At 72.0% G+C, this 24,402-nt stretch carries 21 protein-coding genes, 1 tRNA gene and 1 pseudogene; 17 read left to right on the forward strand and 6 right to left on the reverse strand.

The window, feature by feature from the left end:
• From ACNQOV_RS16255 to ACNQOV_RS16305, 11 genes and pseudogenes are all read left to right on the forward strand, one after another.
• Nucleotides 1-1,637: pseudogene (locus ACNQOV_RS16255) on the forward strand (hypothetical protein); the annotation flags it as partial.
• The gene (gene recR / locus ACNQOV_RS16260; RefSeq protein WP_022908014.1) at nt 1,637-2,236 is read left to right on the forward strand and encodes a recombination mediator RecR; all 600 of its coding nucleotides are present in this window, start codon (nt 1,637-1,639) and stop codon (nt 2,234-2,236) included. The pseudogene ACNQOV_RS16255 and the gene recR, both read left to right, overlap by 1 nt.
• A gap of 131 nt (nt 2,237-2,367) precedes the next feature.
• Nucleotides 2,368-3,630 carry an aspartate kinase gene (locus ACNQOV_RS16265; RefSeq protein WP_416395826.1) on the forward strand — a complete coding sequence of 421 codons (1,263 nt, stop codon included), beginning with the start codon at nt 2,368-2,370 and terminating at the stop codon, nt 3,628-3,630.
• A gap of 17 nt (nt 3,631-3,647) precedes the next feature.
• Nucleotides 3,648-4,700, forward strand: a complete 1,053-nt coding sequence (locus ACNQOV_RS16270; protein WP_416395828.1) for an aspartate-semialdehyde dehydrogenase — start codon at nt 3,648-3,650, stop codon at nt 4,698-4,700.
• A gap of 94 nt (nt 4,701-4,794) precedes the next feature.
• Entirely contained in the window at nt 4,795-6,282 is a 1,488-nt protein-coding gene (locus ACNQOV_RS16275) for a malate:quinone oxidoreductase (protein ID WP_031263020.1), read from the forward strand.
• Nucleotides 6,283-6,328: 46 nt separating this feature from the next.
• Nucleotides 6,329-7,564 (forward strand): Rv2578c family radical SAM protein, encoded by a 1,236-nt coding sequence (locus ACNQOV_RS16280; protein ID WP_416395831.1) that lies wholly within the window; start codon nt 6,329-6,331, stop codon nt 7,562-7,564.
• Nucleotides 7,565-7,733: 169 nt separating this feature from the next.
• A complete protein-coding gene (locus ACNQOV_RS16285) occupies nt 7,734-8,960 on the forward strand; it encodes a sensor histidine kinase (protein WP_416395833.1) in 1,227 nt (408 codons plus the stop codon).
• Entirely contained in the window at nt 8,957-10,186 is a 1,230-nt protein-coding gene (locus ACNQOV_RS16290; protein ID WP_416395834.1) for a hypothetical protein, read from the forward strand. Before ACNQOV_RS16285 ends, ACNQOV_RS16290 begins: the two co-directional genes overlap by 4 nt.
• On the forward strand, nt 10,173-10,874 hold the full coding sequence (locus ACNQOV_RS16295) for a response regulator transcription factor (protein WP_022908021.1): 702 nt from the start codon (nt 10,173-10,175) through the stop codon (nt 10,872-10,874). The genes ACNQOV_RS16290 and ACNQOV_RS16295 overlap by 14 nt, the downstream gene beginning before the upstream one ends.
• Complete coding sequence (locus ACNQOV_RS16300) at nt 10,874-11,500, forward strand: thymidine kinase (RefSeq protein ID WP_402268369.1); 627 nt, start codon at nt 10,874-10,876, stop codon at nt 11,498-11,500. Before ACNQOV_RS16295 ends, ACNQOV_RS16300 begins: the two co-directional genes overlap by 1 nt.
• A 139-nt stretch (nt 11,501-11,639) precedes the next feature.
• Entirely contained in the window at nt 11,640-12,689 is a 1,050-nt protein-coding gene (locus ACNQOV_RS16305; protein WP_416395837.1) for an LLM class flavin-dependent oxidoreductase, read from the forward strand.
• Between the two features lie 57 nt (nt 12,690-12,746).
• On the opposite strand, the gene ACNQOV_RS16310 is transcribed toward ACNQOV_RS16305, so the two are convergent.
• The 5 genes from ACNQOV_RS16310 to ACNQOV_RS16330 all read right to left on the reverse strand — a co-directional run bounded on the left by ACNQOV_RS16310 (nt 12,747) and on the right by ACNQOV_RS16330 (nt 18,351).
• Nucleotides 12,747-13,352, reverse strand: coding sequence for a response regulator (locus ACNQOV_RS16310; RefSeq protein ID WP_416395839.1), 606 nt, complete (start codon nt 13,350-13,352; stop codon nt 12,747-12,749).
• A complete protein-coding gene (locus ACNQOV_RS16315; protein WP_416395842.1) occupies nt 13,349-14,536 on the reverse strand; it encodes a sensor histidine kinase in 1,188 nt (395 codons plus the stop codon). The genes ACNQOV_RS16310 and ACNQOV_RS16315 overlap by 4 nt, the downstream gene beginning before the upstream one ends.
• Before the next feature lie 132 nt (nt 14,537-14,668).
• Nucleotides 14,669-14,742 (reverse strand) — tRNA-Pro (locus tag ACNQOV_RS16320).
• A gap of 94 nt (nt 14,743-14,836) precedes the next feature.
• Nucleotides 14,837-15,793 carry a metallophosphoesterase gene (locus tag ACNQOV_RS16325; protein ID WP_416395844.1) on the reverse strand — a complete coding sequence of 319 codons (957 nt, stop codon included), beginning with the start codon at nt 15,791-15,793 and terminating at the stop codon, nt 14,837-14,839.
• Nucleotides 15,790-18,351: a transglycosylase domain-containing protein gene (locus ACNQOV_RS16330; RefSeq protein WP_402268356.1), complete on the reverse strand. Its 2,562-nt coding sequence runs from the start codon at nt 18,349-18,351 to the stop codon at nt 15,790-15,792. The genes ACNQOV_RS16325 and ACNQOV_RS16330 overlap by 4 nt, the downstream gene beginning before the upstream one ends.
• Before the next feature lie 50 nt (nt 18,352-18,401).
• Between ACNQOV_RS16330 and ACNQOV_RS16335 the strand changes: the two genes are divergently transcribed.
• A complete protein-coding gene (locus ACNQOV_RS16335; protein WP_022907077.1) occupies nt 18,402-18,560 on the forward strand; it encodes a hypothetical protein in 159 nt (52 codons plus the stop codon).
• On the forward strand, nt 18,557-19,018 hold the full coding sequence (locus ACNQOV_RS16340; RefSeq protein ID WP_022907078.1) for a RidA family protein: 462 nt from the start codon (nt 18,557-18,559) through the stop codon (nt 19,016-19,018). Before ACNQOV_RS16335 ends, ACNQOV_RS16340 begins: the two co-directional genes overlap by 4 nt.
• A gap of 78 nt (nt 19,019-19,096) precedes the next feature.
• On the opposite strand, the gene acs is transcribed toward ACNQOV_RS16340, so the two are convergent.
• Entirely contained in the window at nt 19,097-21,079 is a 1,983-nt protein-coding gene (gene acs / locus ACNQOV_RS16345; protein WP_416395846.1) for an acetate--CoA ligase, read from the reverse strand.
• Nucleotides 21,080-21,751: 672 nt separating this feature from the next.
• Here acs and ACNQOV_RS16350 point away from each other — a divergent pair.
• From ACNQOV_RS16350 to ACNQOV_RS16365, 4 genes are all read left to right on the forward strand, one after another.
• The gene (locus tag ACNQOV_RS16350) at nt 21,752-22,750 is read left to right on the forward strand and encodes a TadA family conjugal transfer-associated ATPase (RefSeq protein ID WP_416395848.1); all 999 of its coding nucleotides are present in this window, start codon (nt 21,752-21,754) and stop codon (nt 22,748-22,750) included.
• Nucleotides 22,747-23,628, forward strand: a complete 882-nt coding sequence (locus ACNQOV_RS16355; RefSeq protein ID WP_416395850.1) for a type II secretion system F family protein — start codon at nt 22,747-22,749, stop codon at nt 23,626-23,628. Before ACNQOV_RS16350 ends, ACNQOV_RS16355 begins: the two co-directional genes overlap by 4 nt.
• Nucleotides 23,629-23,711: 83 nt before the next feature.
• Nucleotides 23,712-23,930 carry a DUF4244 domain-containing protein gene (locus tag ACNQOV_RS16360; protein ID WP_416395852.1) on the forward strand — a complete coding sequence of 73 codons (219 nt, stop codon included), beginning with the start codon at nt 23,712-23,714 and terminating at the stop codon, nt 23,928-23,930.
• A 31-nt stretch (nt 23,931-23,961) separates the two neighbouring features.
• Nucleotides 23,962-24,267 (forward strand): hypothetical protein, encoded by a 306-nt coding sequence (locus tag ACNQOV_RS16365; protein ID WP_049973497.1) that lies wholly within the window; start codon nt 23,962-23,964, stop codon nt 24,265-24,267.
• Nucleotides 24,268-24,402 lie beyond the last annotated feature (135 nt).

Genomic DNA, 24,402 nt, shown 5'->3' on the forward strand with positions numbered 1-24,402 from the left:
GCCCTGACGCTCCCCCGGTACGTCGCGGTGACGCGGCCCCTGCCGCCGACCCCGGCGCCACCGCTCGGGACGCGACCGCCTCGTGGGCAGCCGCGGTGCCGAGTGCGCCCGAGGCGCCCGTGGACGAACCCGCACCCGCGCCGGCTGCTGGCGTGACCCCGACCCCCGCCGCAGGGACCGCGAACGCGTCCTCGACCGGTCAGGGCACCGTCGCCGGCGACGAACCGGCCGTGCGTCCCATCGGCGCCGTCGGGTTCCAGCAGCTCCGCGACTCCTGGCCGCAGATCGTCGAGCACGTCCAGCACCAGAAGCGTTCTGCATGGTCCGTCGTCGTCACGGCGCAGGTCACGGCGCTGCGGGACGACGTCCTCACCCTCACGTTCCCGAGTCACCAGGACGTCGCCTCGTTCAAGGAGATGTCCGACCCGAGCACCAGCGTCAGCGAGCTCCTCCGCGCCGCGATCGTCGACGTGCTCGGCCTGCGCGTGAAGTTCGTCGCACGCGGTCCGGGGGGCCCCGGCCAGCAGCGTCCGCCGCAGCAGCCCGGAGCCCAGCCGCCGCAGGGCATCGGGCAGCGGACGACGCCGGCCGCCGGTCCGGTGTCCGACGCCGGAGCCACCGCGACCCCCGCGCCGACATCGAGCCCTGCGCCGTCCAGCCCCGCGCCGGAATCCAGCACCGCGCCGACGTCCAGCGCTGCGCCGAGCGGTGACCCGGCACCGATCGCACCCGTCGCACGGTCCGGTGCCGATCGCCAGGACGCCGCGCCCGGCGGCCCGGACGCGACGCCCGCGCCGGCGCCGCACGACGCTGCGGAGGCCCGACCCGACGCAGCGCCGTCCCGGCAGGGCGCTCGGTCGACCAGCCCGGAACCGACCTCGGCTCGTCCGGACGCAGCCACCGCGCGACCGGCGCAGGCCCAGGGTCAGACCCGGGCTCCCATTGCGGCCGAGGCGCCGCGAGACGCCGATCCGCGCCCGACGCAGTCCCGTCCCGCCGCGTCCCCGGAGCCGTCCGGCGCGCCGGTCACCGAGTGGGCCGTCGCGACCATCCCCGCTGCCGACCCGACCGCGGGTGGCGAGCCCTCGTGGTCGGCGCCGTTCGGCACGACCGACACCGGCGAGCCGGTCGCCCCCGTGCAGACCGTGTCCGACCCGCGCGCGGACGCTGCCCTCGCGGCACAGCTCCGCCCGGCGTCCGCGCTCGGTGCCGCCCCACAGCAGCGCGCCGCACAGCACGACGCCGCACAGCCGAACGCCGCGACTCAGGGCGCGGCACCCCAGGCGCCGGCGACGCCGGACGTGGCTGGGCAGGCTGCCGCGGCATCGGACACCGCGCCTCCCGCGGGCGGCCCGGTCGGCGCCCCGGACGTCCCGGTGGACGACTACCCGCTCGACGACGACCCGTACGGCGACGGCGAGCCCTACCCCGATGCGCCGCCGGCCCCGCAGAGCGCTCCGCAGCAGAGCGCTCCGCAGCAGAGCGCGCCGCGCCAGTCGGCGCCGCAGCGCCCAGCCGCACCGGCACCCCAGGTCCGGCGGACGCCCGTCGCGGGTCGCTACGGCGAGGCCGTCGTCCGTGAGATCCTGAACGCTCAGTTCATCGAGGAGACCTCCCTCCACGAGGAAGGCGCCTGATGTACGACGGCATCGTGCAGGACCTCATCGACGAGTTCGGTCGCCTCCCCGGCATCGGGCCGAAGTCGGCGCAGCGCATCGCGTTCCACATCCTCCAGACCGAGTCGTTCGACCCGAGCCGGCTCTCCGAGCTGCTGGCGGACGTCAAGGAGCGGGTCCGCTTCTGCGAGATCTGCGGCAACGTCACCGAGAACGTGCAGTGCAGCATCTGCCGCGACCCGCGTCGGTCCCCGGCCGTCATCTGCGTCGTGGAAGAGGCGAAGGACGTCGCCGCGATCGAGCGCACCCGCGAGTTCCGTGGGCTGTACCACGTGCTCGGCGGCGCGATCAGCCCGATCGACGGCATCGGCCCGGACGACCTGCGGATCCAGCAGCTCATGACGCGGCTCGCGGACGGCACCGTCGACGAGGTCATCATCGCCACCGACCCCAACCTCGAGGGCGAGGCCACGGCGACGTACCTCAGCCGGTTGCTCGTGCCGATGGGCATCCGCACGACGCGGCTCGCGTCCGGTCTGCCGGTCGGCGGCGACCTCGAGTACGCCGACGAGGTCACCCTCGGCCGCGCGTTCGAGGGCCGTCGGGTCGTCGGCGGCTGACCGACCGGGCCGGACGGGCGCGCAGGATCGTTGCGTCTGCACCGGCTCCGACGCAACATCCTCGAAACACCGACTACCATCATGAGACCGCGTGACAGTCGCGGAACCGTCGTCCCCGGGAGTACCAACCAGTGGCCTTGATCGTGCAGAAGTTCGGTGGATCGTCCGTCGCGGACGCCGAGAGCATCAAGCGCGTGGCGAAGCGGATCGTCCAGACGAAGAAGGCCGGCAACGACGTCGTCGTGGCCGTCTCCGCGATGGGCGACACGACCGACGAGCTCGTCGACCTCGCGCACTCCGTGACGCCCATCCCCGCCGGCCGTGAGCTCGACATGCTCCTCACCGCGGGGGAGCGCATCTCGATGGCGCTCCTGGCGATGGCGATCAAGAGCCTCGGTGTCGAAGCGTCCTCGTACACGGGCAGCCAGGCGGGCATGCTCACGGACGCCCAGCACGGCAAGGCGCGCATCGTCGACGTCACCCCGAAGCGCGTGCGCGAGGCGCTCGACGCCGGGCACGTCGCGATCGTCGCGGGGTTCCAGGGCTTCAACCGCACGACGGGCGAGATCACGACGCTGGGCCGCGGCGGCTCCGACACGACGGCGGTCGCCCTCGCGGCGGCGCTCGAGGCCGACATCTGCGAGATCTACACCGACGTCGACGGCATCTTCACCGCCGATCCCCGCGTGGTGTCCAAGGCCAAGAAGGTCGACCGCATCACCAGCGAGGAGATGCTCGAGCTCGCGGCGTCCGGCGCCAAGGTCCTCTACATCCGTGCCGTCGAGTACGCCCGTCGGCACGGCGTCACCCTGCACGTCCGCTCCTCCTTCAGCAACGCCGAGGGAACCATCGTCTACAACCCTGCAGAGGGGGAAACCGTGGAAGAACCGATCATCACCGGCATCGCCGGAGACCTCTCCGAGGGCAAGATCACCGTGGTCGGCGTGCCCGACACCCCGGGCAAGGCCGCCGAGATCTTCACGATCGTCGCCCGTGCCGGCGCGAACATCGACATGATCGTGCAGAACGTGTCGGCGTCGAACGGCCGCACCGACATCTCGTTCACGCTCCCGAAGGACCAGGGCCAGAGCGTCCTGACCGCCCTGGGCGTGGAGAAGTCCGACATCGGCTTCGAGGGCATCCAGTACGACGACCAGATCGGCAAGCTCGCCCTGGTCGGTGCGGGCATGCGCACGAACGCGGGCGTCTCGGCCGCGCTGTTCCGTGCCCTGCACGAGGCGTCGATCAACATCGAGATGATCTCCACCTCGGAGATCCGCATCTCGGTCGTGACCCGAGCCGACACCCTCAACGAGGCGATGCGCGTGGTGCACAACGCGTTCGGCCTCGACGCCGACTCCGAGGCCGTCGTCTACGCCGGCACCGGCCGCTGACCCGTCAGGAGCACCGCATGAGCACCCTCACCGTCGCCGTCGTCGGCGCCACCGGCCAGGTCGGCGCCGTGATGCGCCGTCTGCTCGAGGAGCGCGCGTTCCCGGCCGACCAGGTCCGGTTCTTCGCGAGCGCCCGGTCCGCCGGCACCACCGTGCCCTTCCGCGGGGGCGAGATCGTCGTCGAGGACTCCGAGACCGCCGACCCGTCGGGCATCGACATCGCGCTGTTCTCGGCCGGTGCGACCGCCTCGCGTGCCCTCGCGCCGAAGTTCGCCGCCGCGGGTGCGCTCGTCGTCGACAACTCCAGCGCCTGGCGCATGGACCCGGACGTCCCGCTCGTCGTGAGCGAGGTGAACCCGCACGCCATCGACGACGCGCCGAAGGGCATCATCGCGAACCCGAACTGCACGACGATGGCGATCATGCCGGTCCTCAAGGTGCTCGACACCGAGGCCGGTCTGCGCCGCCTCGTGGCCACCACCTACCAGGCGGTCTCGGGCTCCGGGCTCGCCGGCGTCGAGGAGCTGCTCGGCCAGGCGCGTGCGGCCCTCGAACAGGACACCGCCGCGCTCACGCACGACGGATCCGCCGTGACGTTCCCCGAGCCGGTCAAGTACGTCCGCCCGATCGCCTTCGACGTCGTCCCGCTCGCGGGCAGCATCGTCGACGACGGGCTGGGTGAGACCGACGAGGAGAAGAAGCTCCGCAACGAGAGCCGCAAGATCCTCGAGCTCCCGGACCTCCTCGTCGCGGGGACCTGCGTGCGCGTGCCGGTCTTCACCGGGCACTCCATCTCGGTCAACGCCGAGTTCGACCGGCCGCTGTCGCCGGAGCGCGCGACGGAGCTCCTCGCCGCCGCACCGGGTGTCGAGCTCGCCGAGGTGCCGACGCCGTTGCAGGCCGCCGGACAGGACCCGTCCTTCGTCGGTCGCATCCGTGCGGACCAGTCCGCCCCCGAGGGCCACGGGCTCGCGCTCTTCGTCAGCAACGACAACCTGCGCAAGGGCGCCGCGCTGAACGCGGTGCAGATCGCCGAGACGATCGTCGCGCGCCGCACGGTCGCCGCGTAACCCGACGCGATCCAGGAGGCGCGGTGCCGGACCGGCACCGCGCCTCCCGGCGTTCTCGGCTCGGCTTGTCAGCCGACGCCGGTAGGATCGTCTGGTGGCAGTGAAGCAGGTGGACCCCATCGACGTCGTCCTGGTCGGGGGAGGGATCATGAGCGCCACCCTCGGCGCGATCATCCACCGGCTCGAACCCACCTGGCGGATCCGCGTCTACGAGCGCCTCGGCACCGTCGCGCAGGAGAGCTCGAACCCGTGGAACAACGCCGGGACGGGGCACTCCGCGCTCTGCGAGCTGAACTACACGCCCGAACTCGCCGACGGTCGCGTCGACATCAGCAAGGCCGTGACCGTCAACGAGCAGTTCCAGGTCTCGCGCCAGTTCTGGGCGCACCTCGTCGAGACCGGTGACCTGCCGGAACCGTCGAACTTCATCAACCCCACGCCGCACATCTCGTTCGTCTGGGGCGCCGACAACGTCGAGTACATGCGCAAGCGGTACGAGGCGATGAAGGACCACCCGCTCTTCGCCGGGCTCGAGTTCTCCGACGACCCGCAGCAGATCCGGCAGTGGGCACCGGCGCTCATCCCCGGTCGCAAGAAGGACCAGCCGATCGCGGCGACGTACTCGGCCGCCGGGTCCGACGTCGACTTCGGTTCGCTCACCCGCCAGCTCTTCGACCAGCTCGAGATCGACGGCGTCGAGTTCGAGCCCTCGCACCAGGTCACGAAGCTGACCCGTTCGACGGTCAGCGAGGGCTGGGTGCTCGACGTCCGCAACGAGATCGGTCGGTCGACGCAGCGGATCGCGGCGAAGTTCGTCTTCGTCGGAGCCGGTGGCGGCGCCCTCCACCTGCTGCAGAAGTCCGGCATCCCCGAGATCCGTGGCTACGGCGGGTTCCCCGTGTCCGGCGAGTTCCTCCGCACGGACGACCCCGAGGTCGTGCAGAAGCACGCGGCGAAGGTCTACGGCAAGGCCAGCGTCGGTGCCCCGCCGATGTCGGTGCCGCACCTCGACACCCGGATCGTGGACGGCAACTCCTCGCTCATGTTCGGGCCGTACGCCGGGTTCAGCCCGAAGTTCCTCAAGCAGGGCTCGCTGTTCGACCTGGTGAAGTCGATCCGTCCGCACAACCTGCGGCCGATGCTGAGCGTGGCCTTCTCGAACTTCGACCTCGTCCGGTACCTCGTCGGGCAGCTGCTCGCCTCGAAGCAGACGAAGTTCGACGCCCTCCGCGACTTCATGCCGAGCGCCGAGCCGGAGAACTGGCACCGGATCACCGCCGGGCAGCGCGTGCAGGTCATCAAGCCGGACAAGGACAAGGGCGGGGTGCTGCAGTTCGGCACCGAGGTGATCACCTCGGCCGACGGCTCGATCGCTGGGCTGCTCGGCGCGAGCCCGGGCGCCTCCACGGCCGTGCCGATCATGCTTGGCATGCTCCGGAAGTGCTTCCCCGACCGCTGGGACCGCTGGGAAGCCGCGGTGCGCGTGATGGTGCCGACCTACGGGCAGGACCTCGGATCCGACCCGGAGCTCGCCGACGCGACGCTCGAGCGCACGGCGAGGGTGCTCGGACTCCACCACTGACGTCCACCGGCTTGCGGGTCGTTCGAACATGTGTTCGAATAGCGGCATGCGGTGGAGTGGTCAGGCGATCGATGCCACGCGGAGCGATGCGCTCCCCGGGCTCGAGTCGAACAGTGGGCTCGTCCGGAGTGTGACCACGCCGGAGTTCGCCGGTGTCACCTTCCACGAGGTGCTCGCCAAGAGCGCACTCAACCGCGTCCCCGCGGCGGACGGCAGCGGCACGTACGGCTGGACGATCAACCCCTACCGCGGGTGCAGCCACGCCTGCGTGTACTGCTTCGCCCGCCCGACGCACACCTACCTCGAGTTCGACGGGGGAGCGGACTTCGACCAGCAGATCGTCGTGAAGACGAACGTGGCCGACGTCCTCCGGCGTGAGCTGCGGAAGCCCAGCTGGGACCGCCACCCCGTCGCGCTCGGCACCAACACCGACCCGTACCAGCGCGCCGAGGGCAAGTACCGCCTGATGCCGGGCGTGATCCGCGCCCTCGCCGAGTCCGGCACACCCTTCAGCATCCTGACGAAGGGCACCCTGCTGCGGCGGGACGTCCCGCTGCTCGTCGAGGCCGCACGCTCGGTGCCGGTCGACCTCGCGATGTCGATCGCGGTGTACGACGACGAACTCCAGCAGCAGGTCGAGCCCGGCACGCCGACGACGGCCGCGCGTCTGGCGACGGTCCGGGCGATCCGCGACGCCGGCCTGACGTGCTCGGTGTTCCTCATGCCGGTGCTGCCGTACATCACCGACACCCGTGCGCACCTCGACGACGCGATCGGTCGAGCAGCGGCGGCCGGCGCGTCGAGCGTCATGTACTCGGCGCTCCACCTGCGCCCAGGGGTGAAGCCGTGGTGGTCCGCGTGGCTGCAGCGCACCCGGCCGGACCTCGTGGAGCGCTACCGCTCCATGTACCTCGACAACACGTACGCGCCGAAGGACTACCGACGCTGGCTGGCCGACCGGGTGAGGCCGATCCTGCGGGCGCACGGCATGGGGCTCGGCACGGTCGACCCGACGACCGGCTCGATGGGGTTCTCGAACCGGCTGGTCAACGCGGGCGCAGCACCCACGACGCCGGCGGGCGCAGTCCCGGGGGCAGGGCTCGCGGCGCCGGCGGGCGCAGGCCCGGGGGCAGCGCCCACGACGACGGTGGGCGCGGTCTCCGGACCGTCGCCGTTCGAGGAGCAGTCCCGGCCGACCACCTCACCGTTGAAGCGCGCGGACCCGGGCTTCGACCAGCGCCTCGCACCACGGGTGGAACCGGCGCTGCCGACGCTCTTCTGACCGGGTCGGGTAGCGGCGGCGCGCTTCCGCGTTCGGGGGACACCGGGAACCTCCGTGTGCCGGTATCATCGAGCGGGTCGCCGATCGCTCCGACAATCGGGGTACACGATCGCGCCAACGGTGGTTGGATCGTGGGCGGCGTTCCCCTCGTCCGGAAGGACCCCCACCCGTGCTCGGCATCCCCACGCACCTCGCTCCGCGAGTCAACGCGTGGTCGACCGTGCGCGCCTTCCACGCCGCCGCCGTCGGCTCGCTCGCCGCCGCGGCGATCGCCCTGGTGCTCTACCGGCTGGCCGAGCCGGACGTCCGGGTGGTCAGCGCCGTCCTGGCCCTGGTCCCGATGCTCGGCATGATCGCCGTCCACGTGCAGTTCGGCACCTGGCGCTCGGCGATCGCCTTCCTCGCGGTCGGCGGGGTGTGCGCGTGGTGGTTCGCCGTCGTCGTGCAGCGGGAGGTCCCCACGGGGTGGGTCGCCTCGTACCTGCTGTCCCTGGCGATCATCCCGCTCGTGCTCGTCGGCGGTGCCGGCGCGGTCGCGGGTCGGGTGGCCCTGTGGTCGATCGCCGGGTTCGTGGTCGGTCGGGTCGCGACGTCGATCGCGGTCGCGCAGGCGGGCGGTCCGGCACACCCCCTCGTGCTTGCGTGGGTGACCCTCGCGTTCGTCATCGCCCTCGTGCTCGTCACGAGCCGGAACACCGGCCGGTCCCGACGCGTGCAGCCCGAGCTCCTCCGCTCCGCGCGCGAGGAGCACGTCTCGGCGTACCGCGCCGGGGTCGAGGCCGAGGCGTCGGCCATCCTGCACGACACGGTCCTCAACCACCTCGGCGCCATCGCCCTGGCGCCGGACGGTCCGATGGACCCGAACCTCGCCCGCACGGTCGAGGCGGACGTCGCGATGCTCACCGGCAAGGAGTGGCTCGCCCCGAGCGCACGCCCGGCCCGTCCCGAACCGGGCGCCGCGGTCCGGGCGTTCGAGCAGATGATCGACGAGCACCGTGCGCTCGGGCTCGACGTGACGGTGACCGGCGATCCGGCAGCGCTCGTGCGCCTCGAACAGGCCGCGATGACCGCGGTGCTCCGTGCGGTCGGACAGTGCCTGGCGAACGTCCGGAAGCACGCCGGCACCGACGCGGCCGAGGTGAGCGTGTTCGACGACGGCGTCGCGTGCACGCTGATGGTCGTCGACGACGGGCGTGGCTTCGACGAGTCCGCCACCAGCCCGGACCGGATGGGTCTGCGGGGCTCCGTCCGCGAGCGCATCGGTCGCGTCGGCGGCGACGTGCAGGTGTGGTCGTCGCCGGGCTCGGGCACGAGCGTGATGATGTCGGTGCCCTACGGGGTCGTCACGGGGACGACCCCGGTGACGCCGAACGCCGGCACCGAGGTGACCCGATGACGCGCCCGGCACCGGAGCGGGACACCGCCCGCACCGCGCAGCAGTACGACCCGCTCGGCGCCATGGGGTCCCGTCCGCTGGCGATCGTCCTCGGCGCCTCGGGTGTGCTCTGGGCGCTGCTCGCCTCCGTCTTCGACCGTGACGTCGTCGGCAGTCCCACGCTGAGCGCCCTCACCGTGCTGCTGCTCGCGGCCTCCGGCACCGTGGTGTTCGTCGCGTCGAGTCCGTTCCGCGCACCCTTCCCACGGTGGGCGTTCGCGGTGCACGTGCTGCTCCTCGCGGCGGCGACGGTCACGAGCATCGCCGCGCAGTGGGGTCCGGACCGGAACGCCCTGAACGACTTCATGTCCCTGCTCTGCGCGACCGGGATCGTGATGACGGCGCCGTACCGGCCGTGGTCGGACCTGGCCGTCGGCGGGCTCGTGCTCGCGGTCGTGACCGGTGCCTCGTGGGGCGTCGCCGCGTCCGTGTTCCCCGCCGAGGTGCCGACCGGCGTCGCCGCGTTCCTGGCTGCGGCGCCGACGCTCGTGCTCACCGCCGCCTCGGTCGCGTTCGCGTGGACGTTCGCGGGGCTCGCCGAGCGGGTGCAGATCCGCGCCGGCTCGTACTCGGTCGAGCGTGCGGAGCGCGACGGCATCGACGCCAGCGTGCAGCAGGACCGCACGACGATCCTCACGCGGGACGTCGCCCCCTTCTTCGCCGAGCTCCGCACGAAGGCGGTCATCACCGATGCCGACCGCGCCCAAGCCCGGGCGATCGCCGACGGCATCCGTCGTGCGATGGTCGCCGACGCGGACCGCACCTGGTTCGAGCAGGCCGTCCGGTCCGAGGGCGGCCCGGATGCCGTCGTCGACGACCCGGACGGACTCATCGCGACCCTCGACGCCGACCAGCGCACCGTCGTCCGGACGTTCCTGCGAGCCGCGCTGCGTGCGGCCACGGTCGACCCGGCGGGCTTCCGGGCGACGATCCGGCGCACGGGGTCGGACGACGCCGGTCCGGACGCTGCCGGGCCCCGCGGCGAGGGCCCACCGACGGGCACCACGCACCGGCCGACGGCGGGCACCGTGTCCGTCGCCATCGACCTCGCCGTCGACGATTCGGACGTCGGCATCCACCGCACCTTCGACCCCTACTTCGCGGTCCTCCGCGTGACGTTCCCCGATCTGGACGTCGCGGTCCGACCCTCCGCCCTCGCACTAAGGTTCTCGTATGACCAGCACTGACCCGAGCCGGATCACGGAGGGCACGCCCGCCCTGCCGAACCCGGGGACACGACGCGTGCGGCTGGCGATCCTCGACGACCACGAGGTGCTGTTGGACAGCCTGTCGAGCTGGATCGCGGTGAACGCGTTCGACTTCGACCTCGCGCTGACGGCCCACACGTGGCTCGAGATGGTGCACAGCGAGAACTTCCCGACGGACCTGGTGTTCCTGGACTTCCAGCTCAAGGAGCCCGTCTCGATCGAGGCCCGCGTGCGCACCTGCCGTGCCGCCGGCGCGAAGGTCATCGTCCTGTCCAGCGTCGACAGCCGTGAGTCCCGCGATCGTGCGCTCGCCGCGGGCGCCGCGGCCTTCCTGTCGAAGTCGCTGCCGATGCGCGAGGTCATGGACGTCGCACGCGAGATCATGGGCGTCGCCCGCGACACCCCGCCGCAGCGCGACTGGCGTCCACTGCCCACCGGTGCGAACGCGCACCAGCGGCCGAAGCTCAGCCACGGCGAAGAGGAAGCCCTGCGCCTGTACGTGTCGGGCTACTCGACGAACGAGGTCGCCGCGCAGATGAACGTGCAGTACGAGACCGCGAAGACGTACCTGCGTCGCGTGCGTGAGAAGTACAGCAAGGTCGGTCGGCCCGCGTCGAAGAAGTCCGACCTCATCCGTCGGGCGGCCGAGGACGGGTTCCTCGCGTAGTGGCGAAGCTCTACTTCCGGTACGGCGCCATGAACAGCGGCAAGAGCACGGGGCTCCTGCAGGCGGCGTACAACTACGAGGAACGCGGTCACCGGGTGCTGCTCGCGAAGCCGTCCGTCGACACCAAGGGCGATCGTGAGATCGTGTCGCGCCTCGGGGTGACCCGGACGGTCGACATCGTGTTCTCGCCGGAGGCGGACGTCCGACGGGCCGTCACCGAGGCCGGTGCGACCGATCCCGAGTCCGCCCGGCTCGACGGCATGGTCCGGCCGGTCAGCTGCGTGCTCGTCGACGAGGCGCAGTTCCTCACGCCCCGCCAGGTCGACGACCTGCTGCGCATCGCCGTCCTCGACGAGGTGCCCGTCATCACCTACGGCATCCGCACCGACTTCCGCACCGAGGCGTTCCCCGGCAGCGCTCGCCTGCTCGAGGTGGCGCACTCCCTCGAGGAACTGAAGACCATCTGCCGCTGCGGCCGCAAGGCGGTCTTCAACGCGCGCAAGGTCGACGGACGCTTCGTCTTCGACGGGTCGCAGGTCGCGATCGACGGCGTCGACGTCACCTACGAGTCCCTGTGCGCCAACTGCTACCTGACCGAGTCCGGTGGGCGCCTGGACGGCGCCTGACGGGTCCGTCCGCGCGGGCGGGTCGCGTGCCGTGGACCGGGCCGTCCGGCGGCCTGGAGGCGCGGTGCGGGCCCGCACCGCGCCTCCAGACCCGCACGTGGTGCGGAATGCGCGTCGCGCCGCCGACGTTGGCGACTGCATGAGCGACGCATCCGTGCACCTGTCCGTCCTCGACCTGGCGACCCGCGAGTACGGCCAGTCCAACACCGAAGCCCTGCAGGGCTCCATCGACATGGCGGTGCGCGCCGAGCAGCTCGGCTACGAGCGCTTCTGGGTCGCCGAGCACCACGGCATGCCGGGCATCACGTCGTCCGCGCCGGCGGTGCTGCTGAGCGCCGTGGGGGCCGCGACCTCCACGATCCGGATCGGCTCCGGCGGCGTGATGCTGCCGAACCACGCGCCCCTCGTCGTCGCCGAGCAGTTCGGCACGCTCCGGGCGCTGTACGGCGACCGGGTCGACCTCGGCCTCGGGCGTGCCCCGGGGACCGACGGCGCGACGGCGATGGCCCTGCGCCGCACCGACCGGCTCGACGTGGACGACTTCCCGGAGCGTCTGGCCGACCTCATCGGCTTCTTCACCGGCATGGACGAGTCGAACCCGCTGTCCCGCATCCGGGCGGTGCCGGGCTACGGCGACGTGCCGGAGTTCTGGCTGCTCGGGTCCTCCGGGTACAGCGCGCAGGTCGCGGGGGCCCTGGGTGTCTCGTTCGCCTTCGCACACCACTTCGCGTCGGACAACACCGAGGCAGCGCTCGCGCTGTACCGGGACGCGTTCCGGCCCTCGCGCTTCCGCTCGGAGCCGAACGCCCTGATCGGCGTGCAGGTCGTCACCGACGAGGACCCGGCCGTGATCGAGGAGCAGAGTGCGCCGGGCATGATCTCGTTCATCCGCATGCGGCAGGGCGCGAAGCCCGAGCCGGTGTCGATGGAGGAGGCACGCGCGTACGAGTTCTCCGACCTCGAGCGTCGGTTCATCCAGGCGCGGACCGAGCGACAGGCGTACGGCTCCGCCGACGAGGTCGCGGCGAAGATCAACGCCCTCGTCGCCTCGACCGGGGCGAACGGCGTGATCGTCGCTCCGGGTGCCGCGCAGGCGCGGTACCGGCACCAGGCGCTCGAGGTCGTGGCCCGGCTGCACGCGGAGGGCCGACTCGTGGCAGCGGGGGAGCCGGCGGTCACGTCGGCCTAGCGCGGTCGGCACCGCCACGCGTCGTCCCGCGAGGGCTCTGCGCCGGTCGGACGCTGCTCAGTCGACCACGCCGAGGCGTCGCGCGGCCGTGATCGCGGCGACGCGGGAACCGACCTCGAGCTTCCGGAAGACGTTGTAGACGTGTCGCTTGACCGTGCCGACGGCGATGCCGAGGTCCGCCGCGATCTCGGCGTTCGTGTGCGCGCGCATGACGAGCCGGAGGACCTCGAGCTCACGGTCGCTCAGCAGCGGGTCGGTGGGAGGGGTCGGCCGTGCCGAGGACCGTCCGGCCGCCGCGCGGACGATCCGATCGACCAGTTCGCCGCTCGGGGTCGTCTTGGTCACGAAGTCGGCGGCCCCGGCCGCGAGGAGCGTGCGGCGGAGGACCGCGTCACGGTGCATCGTCAGCACCACGATCGCGATGTCCGGACGCGTCCGGCGCAGCGAGGCGATCGTGGTGCGTGCCGGTGGGCCGTCGAGTTCGACGTCGAGCAGGAGCACGTCGACCGCGGCGGCCTCCGCCGAGTCGAGGACGTCGGACGGTCGCGCGCCGTGCATCACGACCCGGATCTGCGGGCGGGCGCCGAGGATCGCGGCGAGTCCCTCGCGGAAGAGGTGGTGGTCGTCGACGAGCGCGACGTGCACCACGTCGGTCGCCGTCACAGGGCACCGATCGGGACGGAGAGCTCGACGGTGGTCCCCGCGCCGGGGCGGCTCGTGACGGTGCACCGGGCGCCGATGACCGCGGCGCGCTCGAGCATCGTCCGACGCCCGAGCCGTCCCCTGCGCTCCTCGGTGTCGTCGAAGCCCGGTCCGTCGTCCGAGACGGTGACCGTGAGGGTACGCGGCGACCAGGCGAACGTGACGGTGGCGGTTGAGTCCGGGGCGTGCTTGCGCCAGTTCGTCAGTGCCTCGAGCAGGATCGTCAGGGCCTCCTCGGACTTCCAGCTCGGCATCGGGACCGGCGTCCCTGTGGAGGTGATCGAGACCGCCGCGTCCTCCGGGAACAGGTCGGTCAGGTGGCGGGCCAGTGCGTCGTCGAGCCGGTCGTCGCCCACGCGGGCCCGCAGCGCCACGGCGAGGTCCTGCAGCTCGCCGAGGGCCCCGCGGAGGAGCTTCGCCGCGTCCTCCAGCTGGGCGTGCCGATCGGCCGTGCCGGCGTCCGCGCCGCCGCCGCGGGCTGCCGTGCCATGTGCTGCGCTGGCGTCTGCTGCGGTGGTGTCTGCCGCGGAGCCGGTGGCTGCGCTGGCGTCTGCTGCGGTGGCGTCTGCCGCGGAGCCGGGGGCTGCGGTGGCGTCTGCTGCGGTGTCGGGTGCCGTCTCCGCGAGCAGGGCGAGGTCGACGCGCTGCACGCCGGCGAGGATCGAGTGCGCGATCCGGTCGTGGAGGTCCCGGGCAATCTGCGCCCGTGAGTCCATGTGCGCGCTGCTGGCGCGCTGACGGAGCGCCTCGGTGTAGGCGATGGCCCCGGCGGGGAACCGGTTCCAGATCCCGGCGTGGAGCGCGCGGGCGGCGCGGAGGACATCGGGGGTCTCGACCGCCCCGACCTCCTCGACGAACACCGGCAGGTAGGCGTCGAAGAGCATCTCCGCCGCGAGCATCGCACCGGCGGGGTGCAGGGACTGCTCGGCGTGCAGGGCACCCGTGGCGAGGTGCTCGGGGTCGAGGAACGCGTCGCTCACGATGCCGGAACCGGCGCCGACGGCGTACCGGGCGTGGGCCTCGCCGATCATCGACGTCACGTTGTCCGCGAGACTCTCGGCCATCACCGGGTCCTCGGCCAGCTCCGGGAACTGTGCCCCGAGCTGGTCGACCACGGCGGCGAGCTGGTCCGTCGAGTACTGCATGGCACGACCACGCTACCCGAACGAGGACCGGACACGACGTCGACGGGCATGCCTGGGTGGGACTGCAGCAGCAAAGCAGAAGGCCCTGGTTCCGGAGAACCAGGGCCTTCTTCGTACTGTCTCAACACAGTGTCGGGGTGACAGGATTTGAACCTGCGACCTCCTCGTCCCGAACGAGGCGCGCTACCAAGCTGCGCCACACCCCGTGGTGTGGTCACTCCGTACCGGAGCAACCCGAGAAGTCTATCCGATGATCGGGGGTGGTCGTGACCATCCGGCGAACTCCCGGGCGCGTCGTCCTCAGTCGGTGCGGGCGGTGAGGGTGACGACCACGGCTTCCGGACGGCACGCGAACCGGACGGGCGCGTAGATCGACGTCCCGATGCCGGCGGAGACCTCGAGCCACGACCAGTGCCCACGGTGCTGCCACTTGTGCAGTCCGCTGACGTACCGGCGGGGGAGGTCGGAGTTGGTGACGAGCGCGCCGACGCCCGGCACCTGCACCTGCCCGCCGTGGGTGTGGCCCGCGAAGATCACGTCGGCGCCCTGGGTGACGAACGCGTCCAGCACCCGGCGGTACGGCGCGTGGGTGATGCCGATGGCCACGGGGGAGGGGCCGTCCTCGTCCTCGGACCAGGGCACGTCCCCGCGCATCTCGTCGACGTTCGTCGGCAGCAGGTCGAGCCGATCCCAGTCGCGGTGCGCGTCGGAGGTGCCGAACAGCTCGAACCGCGAACCACGCAGTTCGACGGCGTGCGCGTGGTCGTTCACGTCGAGCCACCCGAGCGACTCGAAGAACGCCGTCTGACGATCGATGTCGAGTTCGACCGGCCGGCTGCCGTGGTGGTGGGCGCTCGGACCGGTGAAGTACTTGAACGGGTTGCGCGGCGTCGGTGCGTAGAAGTCGTTCGAGCCGTACGCGAACGCCCCGGGGACACCGCGGAAGGGCTCGAGCGCGTACTCCACCGCGGCGTTGGCCGTGGCGTGCCCGAGGTTGTCGCCGGTGTTCACGACGAAGTCCGGCTCGACGAGGCTCAGGTCGCGGAGCCACTGCTGCTTGTCGGCCTGCCAGGGCGCCATGTGGATGTCCGACAGGTGCAGGACCGTGACGTCGCGCGAGCCGGCCGGCAGCACCGGGACGGTCTCCCAGCGGATGCCGAACCGCCGTCGCTCGACGAGCGTGCCCCATGCCGCCGAGGCGGCACCGACGGCCGCGCCCGCTGCGGCGATGCCGAGCGCGGCGCGACCGCGGCTCACTTGCAGTCCTTGGGCGCCTTGCCGTTCTTGTCGCCGTACAGGGTCAGCGTCACCGCGGAGTCCTTGCTGGCCGCGGCGTGCACACCCGGGTCGACCGTCGCGACACGGCACTCCTTGTCACCGCCGCCCTTGACGTACTCCTTCGAGATCGTCACGTTGGTGAACCCGAGCTGGTTGAGCTTCGACCGGGCCGTGTCGAGCGGTGCACCGGCGATCGCCGGCATCACGATCTGCGAGCCGTCGGACGTGTACACGGTGACGCTCGAGCCGTTCGAGAGCAGCGAGTTGGCCGAGGGCGACGTGGAGGAGACGGTGCCGGCCTTCGCGGAGCCGGGCTGCGCGCCACCGTCCACGTAGGTGAACCCGGCGCCCGTGATCGCGGCCTTGGCCTCGGCAGCGGTCTTGCCGGTCACGTCGGGGACGGCCTTCGCGTTGCCGCGCAGGGCGGACGACGACGGGTCCGTGAAGGGGCCTGCCGGGTACAGGGCGTTCATCGGGGTCTGCGCCTGTCGCCAGACGCCCGCGCGGGCACTGGCGTAGGTGCCGTTGACACCGTTGCTGTAGTGCCGGAGGTTGTTCTTGCCACCGTCGGTGTTGCCCTGCCAGTAGGCCGTGGCGACCCGCGAGCTGGAACCGACGAGCCAGATCTGGTCGGCGTCGTCGGTGGTGCCCGTCTTGCCGAACAGCTGGGTGCCGTCGTAGGTCTGGGCGCCGACCGCGGTACCGCCGGAGATCGTGCCCTTCATCGCGTAGACGGCCGTCTGTGCGACGGAGGGCTCGAGCACCTGCTTGCAGGTCTTCGGCTGGCCGCCCAGGCTCTTGCCCTCGGCGTTGGTGACGTTGTCGATCGCGATGGGCTCGCAGAAGGTGCCGTTGTTGGCGACGCCGGCGTACGCGGCGGCCATCGTCAGCGGCGCGATGTTGTTCGTGCCGAGGATCGACGACGGGTACGAGTTGAGCTCGGTCTTGTCGTCGCCCGAGTGCACGCCGAGGTCCTCGGCGGTCTGCTTGATGTCGCAGAGGTCGAGCTTGGCAGCCATCGACGCGAACGCCGCGTTCACGGACAGGGCGGTGGCGCGGGCGACCGTGTAGTTGCCGTTCTCGCCCGCCGAGTCGTTCTTCGGGGCCCAGTTGCCGTAGGTGGGCTCACCACAGTGCTGCCACACGGAGGTGTTGTGCGGGGTGCCGTTCACGGTCTCGTTCAGGCCGTGGCCCGCCTTCAACCACTCGAGGAGCGTGAAGAGCTTGTACGTCGAGCCGACCTGGAAGCCGATGCCGCCGCCGTACTTCTTGTCGACGCTGTAGTTGATCGACGTCGACGTCGGCGGGGACTGCAGCGACTGGTCGTAGTCCTTGTTCTGGGCCATCGTCAGGATGCGGCCGGTGTTCACCTCGACCGAGTCGAGTGCGGCGCCGAGCTTGAAGTTCGTCTCGGCCTTGTTGTCGTAGGTGTTGAGCACCTGCTTCTGCTGCGCGTTGGCGTCGATGTCGAGCGTCGTCTGGATCTTGTAGCCGCCGTTGCGCCACGCGGTGTCGCGTTCCTTCTGGGTGGCCCCCAGCTGCGACATCTCCTTGACGACCTGGACCGCGTAGTCGCAGAAGAACTGCGAGCCGTCGCCGACCGAGGCCTTGCAGCCCTGGGACGGCTGCGTCAGGTGGACGTAGTCCTTCGGGTTCGACTTGACGGCCTCGTCGTACTCGGCCTTCGTCAGGTGCTTCTGCGCGTACATCGACTTGAGGATGACGTTGCGGCGCGCGACGTTGGCGTCGTAGTACTTCGGGTTCGACAGGTTGCGCGTGTTCGGGGACTGCACGATCGCGAGGATCGAGGCGGCCTCGGCCGGGGTGAGGTCGGTCGCGCTCTTGTTGTAGTAGTGCTGAGCCGCGGCCTGCACGCCGTAGGTCTGGTCGCCGAAGTACGCGATGTTGAGGTACCCGGTGAGGATCTCCTTGTGGGTGTACTTCTTCGCGAGGCCGATCGCGAGCTTCATCTCCTCGAGCTTGCGGGGGATGGTCTGCTCGACGGCGTCGTTGTAGGCCTTCAGACGCTCTTCCGGCGTGGTGAGCTCGAGCGCCTGGTTCATCTTGATGTTGCGGACGAGCTGCATGGTCAGCGTCGACCCACCGCCCGACTCGCCGAGGCCGCCGGCGAGGGAGCCCACGCCCGCGCGGACGAGCGAGGTCATGTCGACGCCGCCGTGCTCGTAGAAGCGCTTGTCCTCGCCGTCGATGGCCGCGTTCTTCAGCTGGTCGCTGATCTGGTCGAACTGCAGCTCCTGACGGTTCTGGTCGTAGACCGTCGCGAAGTGCACGCTCTTGCCGCCCTGGTACGCGTACAGCTCGTTGCGCTGCGGGAGGTCACCGATCTCGATGTACTCCGGCAGGGACTCGAACACGCCGATCGTCGACGTCGTCGTGACACCGGCGACCGCGATGGCCGGGGTGACGCCGATCGTGACGAGCAGACCGGCGAGCACGCTGAAACCGACGAATCCGACGAAGGCGCCGACTGCTGAGACGGGCTTGGTCCGCGAGGCAGACGTCTTCTGGGCAGACATAGGATGCAGCCTAAACGACACCGCCGACTGAAAGGCTGGCAAGGATCTCCATGACTCGCTGGGAATACCTCACGACCCCGTTGATCATCCACAACACCACCGCCATCCTGAACAACTTCGGCGACGAGGGGTGGGAACTCGTCCAGGTCGTCACCGGCCCCGAAGGCGGCCTCGTCGCGTACCTGAAGCGCCCGAAGGCGGACGCGTGAGCGTCGCAGACCGGCTCGCCGAGCTCGGCCTGACGCTCCCCGCCGTCGCGGCTCCCGTGGCCGCCTACGTCCCCGCGGTCGTCAGCGGTGACCACGTCTACACCGCGGGGCAGCTGCCCTTCGTGGACGGCGCGCTGCCGGTGACCGGCAAGGTCGGTGCGACGGTGGACGCCGAGACCGCGACCGCCCAGGCGCGCGTCGCCGCGCTCAACGCCCTCGCCGCCGTCGAGTCGGTCGCCGGCTCGCTCGACCGGGTCGCCCGTGTCGTGAAGGTCACGGTGTTCGTCGCGTCCGATCCGTCCTTCACCGGACAGCCGGGCGTCGCGAACGGCGCGTCGACCCTGGTCGGCGACGTGTTCGGGGACGCCGGCGTGCACGCGCGGAGCGCGGTGGGCGTCGCGGTCCTCCCGCTGGACGCGCCGGTCGAGGTCGAACTGGTGGTGGAACTGACGTCCTGACGGACCGTCGGCACCACGACGGACGCGAGCCGCGCCTCCTGGCAGACCAGCCTGGAGGCGCGGCTCGCGTCGTCCCCGCTACATGAGTTCCGCGATGGTCGCCATGATCGTCGGGTCGGCGAGCGTCGTCGTGTCGCCGATGCGGCGACCCTCGGCCGCGTCGCGCAGCAGGCGGCGCATGATCTTGCCGGACCGTGTCTTCGGCAGTTCGGGGACGATGACGACCTGACGCGGCTTCGCGATCGCACCGATCCGCTTGCCGACCCAGTCGCGGAGCTCCTTCGCGGCGGCGTCGCGGTCGACGTCGGCCGCTGCCTCGGCGGTGAGGATGACGTAGGCGACGACGGCCTGCCCGGTGGTCTCGTCGGCGGCACCGACGACGGCCGCCTCGGCGACGCCCTCGTGGCCGACCAGGGCGGACTCGATCTCGGCCGTGGACAGCCGGTGGCCGGAGACGTTCATCACGTCGTCGACGCGTCCCTGGATCCAGATGTCGCCCTGGCCGTCGAGCCGAGCGCCGTCGCCGGCGAAGTAGCGGCCGGGGAACCGCGACCAGTACGTCTCGACGAAGCGGTCCGGGTCGCCCCAGATGCCGCGCGCCATCGACGGCCACGGCTCGGTGATGGTGAGGTAGCCGCTCTCGCCCGGGTCGGCGCGGTTGCCGTCGTCGTCGACGATCTCGGCGACGATGCCGGGCAGCGGCGTCTGGGCGGCACCGGGCTTGAGCTTCGTGACGCCGGGCAGGGCGGAGATCATGATCGCCCCCGTCTCGGTCTGCCACCACGTGTCGACGATGGGCGTGCGGTCGTGGCCGATCACCTGGCGGTACCACTGCCACGCCTCGGGGTTGATCGGCTCGCCGACGCTGCCGAGCAGCCGGAGCGTCTCGAGGCTGCGGGCCTCGGGGACCTGGCGGCCGGCCTTCATCGCCGCGCGCACCGCCGTCGGCGCCGTGTAGAGGACCGTCACGCCGTAGGAGTCGACGAGGTCCCACCAGCGGCCGGGCTTCGGCTCGTCGGGCGTGCCCTCGTAGAGGACCTGCGTGACACCGTTCGCGAGGGGGCCGTAGACGACGTAGGAGTGCCCGGTGATCCATCCGATGTCGGCCGTGCACCAGTAGACGTCCTTCTCGGGGTGCATGTCGAACACGTTCTTGTGCGTGTACGCGGCCTGGGTGAGGTACCCGCCGGAGGTGTGCACGATGCCCTTGGGCTTCCCGGTCGTGCCCGAGGTGTACAGGATGAAGAGGGGCGTCTCGGCCGGGAACGCCTCGGCGGCGTGTTCCGGAGCGGCCTTCGCGAACTCGTCGTGCCACCACAGGTCACGGTCGTTCCAGGCGATCTGGTTTCCGCCGCGCTTGACGACGAGGACGTGCTCCACGCTGTCGGTGCCCTCGCCCTCGAGTGCTTCGTCGACGGCGGGCTTGAGCGGTGAGACCGCACCACGGCGCCAGCCGCCGTCCGCCGTGACGACGAGCTTCGCCCCGGCGTCCTCGATGCGGGCACGGAGGCTCTCGGCGCTGAACCCGCCGAACACCACGGAGTGGACCGCACCGATGCGGGCGACGGCGAGCATCGTGACGACGGCCTCGGGGATGAGCGGGAGGTAGACGACGACCCGGTCGCCCTGCCCGACGCCCAGGTCGGTGAGCATGTTGGCGGCGCGCTGTACCTCGGCGGTGAGCTCCGCGTAGGTGATCCGACGGGTGTCGCCCGGGGCGCCCTCGAAGTGGATGGCGACCCGGTCCCCGTGGCCGGCGCGGACGTGCCGGTCGAGGCAGTTCTCGGCGACGTTGAGCGTGCCGTCGGCGAACCACTTCGCGAACGGCGCGCCGGACCAGTCGAGGGTCTGCGTGAACGGCGTGCGCCAGTCGAGGAGCCCCCGTGCCTGGTCGGCCCAGAACGCTTCGCGGTCGGCCGCGGCTGCCTCGTGCAGGTCCTCGTGCGCGACGGCGTCGGCGACGAACTCCGGCGACGGGGGGAACGTGCCGTGGTCACCGGCGTCGGGGCCGTCGCCGTTGGCTCCGTCGTGGCGGGGGTCGGTCTGGGTCGGAGCGGACATCGAGGTCCTTTCGCGTCGTTGCGGCAGGGGTGCAGTCGGAGACTACCCCGCGTCCAGGGCCGCGGTGAGCGGTCCGTCCCGGCGCGGTTCCGCGGGGCAGAAGGGACGGGACGGGGTCCTCGTGCGTGGTCCCGTGGCCGGTCGTGTCGAGCCGGGCCGTGACGTGTTCGCTCACGGCGTGCAGGCGGCACGCCCGGAAGTCGTCCCGGGGGTTGCTCCTGGCGGCCGATCATGGGGTACAGTAGATCCCGCTGGACTCGTTTCCGGCGGCAACGGTTCGGATTCCCCCCAATCCACCGATGTCCAGGCGGCACCTGTTCCCCCCAACCGGTGCCGCCTCTTCTCGTTTCCGGGCGAGTTCGTTCGCCGGACGCTTCGTCCGCCGGCACGCACTCGACGTCGATCCGCACGGGGACGCCGAAGAGTGGACAGACCTGTCCATGCTCTTGCATCGATCCGATCCGGCTCCGTGGGGCGGCCGCTCCGTCGCACCGGGCAGGCTGGGAGCGATCCCGGGCCGTTCGACGGTCGACGGTCCGTCGGGACACCGACTGGGGTACGGGTTTGCGTACCGGGGGACAAATCGGTCCGTTGCTCGTCACCCGCGCAATCCTCCACAGCGGGGATGGTGGACGCGGACCCGACGGGTGCTGCTCCCTACTGTCTGGTCGCATGCACCGACACCGTGCCGACCCCCCGTTCCTGCCCGGCACCACACGACCGCGTCGACGCCGCGACGTCCTCGCGGCCGAGTTCGAGGAGCTCGCCGCCCTCGTCGACGACGCCGGCGTCACCGACGTCCTCGTCGTCGGCGGTCGCGGGACCTGGGTCGACCGTGGCACCGGACTCGGACGGGCCGGACCGGTCCTGCCCGAGGCGCGTGTCCGGGAACTCGCGACCGAGCTCGTGGCACGCGGCGGACGGCACGTCGACGAGACCACGCCGTGCGTCGACGTCCGCCACGGCGACGGGATCCGGGTGCACGTCGTGCTCGCGCCCGTCTCGGTGACCGGCACCGCGATCTCGATCCGACTGCCCGCAGCCGACCGACCGACCCTCGCGTCGCTCGAGGCGCTCGGGGCCTTCCGACGGATCCCGCGGTCGGTCGTCGAGCGTGCGGTCGACGAGCGCCGCAACGTGCTCGTGACCGGGGCGACGGGGAGCGGCAAGACGACCCTGCTCGCGGCGATGCTCTCGGCCGTCCCGCCCGACGAGCGGATCGTCACCGTCGAGGACGTCGCCGAACTCCGGATCGACCACCCGCACGTCGTCGCGCTCGAGGCCAGACAGGCGAACGCCGAGGGGGCCGGCGCCCTCGGGCTCGACCGGCTCGTCCGCGAGGCACTGCGCATGCGTCCCGACCGGATCGTCGTCGGGGAGTGCCGGGGTGCCGAGGTCCGCGAGCTCCTCTCCGCGCTGAACACCGGTCACGACGGGGGAGCGGGGACGGTGCACGCCAACGGGATCGCCGACGTCGCGGCACGGCTCGAGGCGCTCGGCACGCTGGCCGGGCTCGGGCCGGAAGCGCTCGCTCGGCAGGCGGTGAGCGCGCTCGACCTGGTGCTCCACGTCGAGCGCCACGGCGGGCAGCGTCGGCTGGCGGCCGTCGGAGCGGTCCGCATCGGTCCGGACGGGAGGCTCGAGGTGCGTCCCGTGGATCGGTCACGGTGAGCCGCGGGCCGGTGACGGTCCGCCGGTTGGCCGCCGCGCGGTCGGGCAGCCGCGGCGAGCGAGCCGACGGCGCCGCCGCGGCCAGGACCCTCGACCGCGTCGCCACCCTCGTCGCCGCGGGGGTCCCGCCACCCCGCGCGTGGGCGCTGGTGGGCGGGTTCCCCGACGACGGCGGTCCCGGGTGGGAGGACGTGGCCGCCGTCCTCCGGGTCGCCGAACGGACCGGCGCTCCGTCGGCGGGCACCGTCCGCGCGCTCGCCGCGGCCCTCCGGCGCTCGGCGGCGTCCGACCGTGCCGTCCTCGTCGCCCTCGCCGGGCCGCGCGCGAGCGCCCGCGTCGTCCTCGCGCTGCCCCTGCTCGGCCTCGTCCTCGGGTCGACGTGGGGGTCCGGCGCCGTCCGGGTGCTCGTCGCGTCCCCGATCGGGTGGACCTGCCTGCTCCTCGCCGCGGTGCTCGTCGCGCTCGGTCGGACCTGGAGCGCACGCCTGGTCCGCGCCGCGATCCCCGACGGACACCTGCCAGGCGTGCTCCTCGACGCCTGGGCGGTCGCCGTGTCCGGCGGCGGCTCGTGGGCGGAGGGCGGTGCGGCCGTCCGGGCCGCGTTCGCCGACCGACCGTGGCGGGCGTCGGACGGTGACCACCTCCGGGACGTCCTCGCGCTGGCCCAGCGCGCCGGGGTACCCGCGGCGACGCTCCTCCGCGCCGCGGCCGAGGACGTCCGTGACGACGCCGCAGCCGCGGGGCTCGCCGCGGCCGAGCGTCTCGCGGTCCGGCTCGTCCTGCCGCTCGGCGTGTGCGTCCTGCCCGCCTTCGTCCTCGTCGGGGTCGTACCGGTGGTGGCGGGCGTCCTCTCCTCCACCGTCGTCGACGTGGGGTGATCCTCCACAGATCCGGTGGCCGGCCCGGTGTCGAGCCCCGGACGCAGCGAGGCTGACAGCACGGCAACAGGAAGGACGACCCCATGACCGACACACCGACCACCCAGCACCAGCACGACCACCAGCCCCGCGGCAGCCGGCTCTGGCGACGGCTCGACGACGACCGCGGATCGGCCACGGCCGAGTACGCCGTCGTGATCCTCGCGGCGGTGGCGTTCGCCGGCGTGCTCGTCGCGGTGATGCGCTCCGGCGAGGTCCAGAGCCTCCTCACGGAACTCGTCCGTGGTGCGCTCTCCCTCTGACCGCCGTCGGCCGGACGGGGAACGCGGCTCGGTGAGCGTCGAGTTCGCGGTCGTGCTCCCCGTCGTCGCGCTCGTCCTGACCTCGCTCGTCGCGGCCGTGCTCGTCGTGGACGCCGTCGGTCGTCTCGAGGTCGCTGCGGCCACCGCGGCACGGGCGTACGGCCGCGGTGACGACGACGCCGGCCTGGCGGCGGTCGCGCAGCTCGCGCCCGGAGCCGACGTCACGGTGCACCGCGGCGACGGCGTGGTCTGCGTCCGGGCCGAACGGGGAGCGACGGGCCCGTTCGCAGCCGTCCCGCTCGGCGCCACCGGGTGCGCGGCCGAGGCCGGCCGGTGACCGAGCGCGGGTCCGCGACGGTGGTGGTGGCGATGGTCGTCGGCGTGACGCTCCTCGTGGTGACCGCAGCGCTCGCCGCGGCGGGTCTCCGCGTCGCCGCCGTCCGCGCCCAGGCCGCCGCGGACGCCTCGGCGC

The organism is Curtobacterium sp. LFS084, assembly GCF_047977705.1.
Lineage (GTDB): Bacteria > Actinomycetota > Actinomycetes > Actinomycetales > Microbacteriaceae > Curtobacterium.

What these genes read in the sequence shown, in the direction of transcription:
- ACNQOV_RS16280 (WP_416395831.1), top strand. Translation starts at nt 6,329, where the DNA reads ATGCGGTGGAGTGGTCAGGCGATCGATGCCACGCGGAGCGATGCGCTC.
- acs (WP_416395846.1), bottom strand. Translation starts at nt 21,079, where the DNA reads ATGTCCGCTCCGACCCAGACCGACCCCCGCCACGACGGAGCCAACGGC.
- ACNQOV_RS16305 (WP_416395837.1), top strand. Translation starts at nt 11,640, where the DNA reads ATGAGCGACGCATCCGTGCACCTGTCCGTCCTCGACCTGGCGACCCGC.
- ACNQOV_RS16360 (WP_416395852.1), top strand. Translation starts at nt 23,712, where the DNA reads ATGACCGACACACCGACCACCCAGCACCAGCACGACCACCAGCCCCGC.
- ACNQOV_RS16315 (WP_416395842.1), bottom strand. Translation starts at nt 14,536, where the DNA reads ATGCAGTACTCGACGGACCAGCTCGCCGCCGTGGTCGACCAGCTCGGG.
- ACNQOV_RS16330 (WP_402268356.1), bottom strand. Translation starts at nt 18,351, where the DNA reads ATGTCTGCCCAGAAGACGTCTGCCTCGCGGACCAAGCCCGTCTCAGCA.
- ACNQOV_RS16290 (WP_416395834.1), top strand. Translation starts at nt 8,957, where the DNA reads ATGACGCGCCCGGCACCGGAGCGGGACACCGCCCGCACCGCGCAGCAG.
- recR (WP_022908014.1), top strand. Translation starts at nt 1,637, where the DNA reads ATGTACGACGGCATCGTGCAGGACCTCATCGACGAGTTCGGTCGCCTC.
- ACNQOV_RS16295 (WP_022908021.1), top strand. Translation starts at nt 10,173, where the DNA reads ATGACCAGCACTGACCCGAGCCGGATCACGGAGGGCACGCCCGCCCTG.
- ACNQOV_RS16270 (WP_416395828.1), top strand. Translation starts at nt 3,648, where the DNA reads ATGAGCACCCTCACCGTCGCCGTCGTCGGCGCCACCGGCCAGGTCGGC.
- ACNQOV_RS16350 (WP_416395848.1), top strand. Translation starts at nt 21,752, where the DNA reads ATGCACCGACACCGTGCCGACCCCCCGTTCCTGCCCGGCACCACACGA.
- ACNQOV_RS16335 (WP_022907077.1), top strand. Translation starts at nt 18,402, where the DNA reads ATGACTCGCTGGGAATACCTCACGACCCCGTTGATCATCCACAACACC.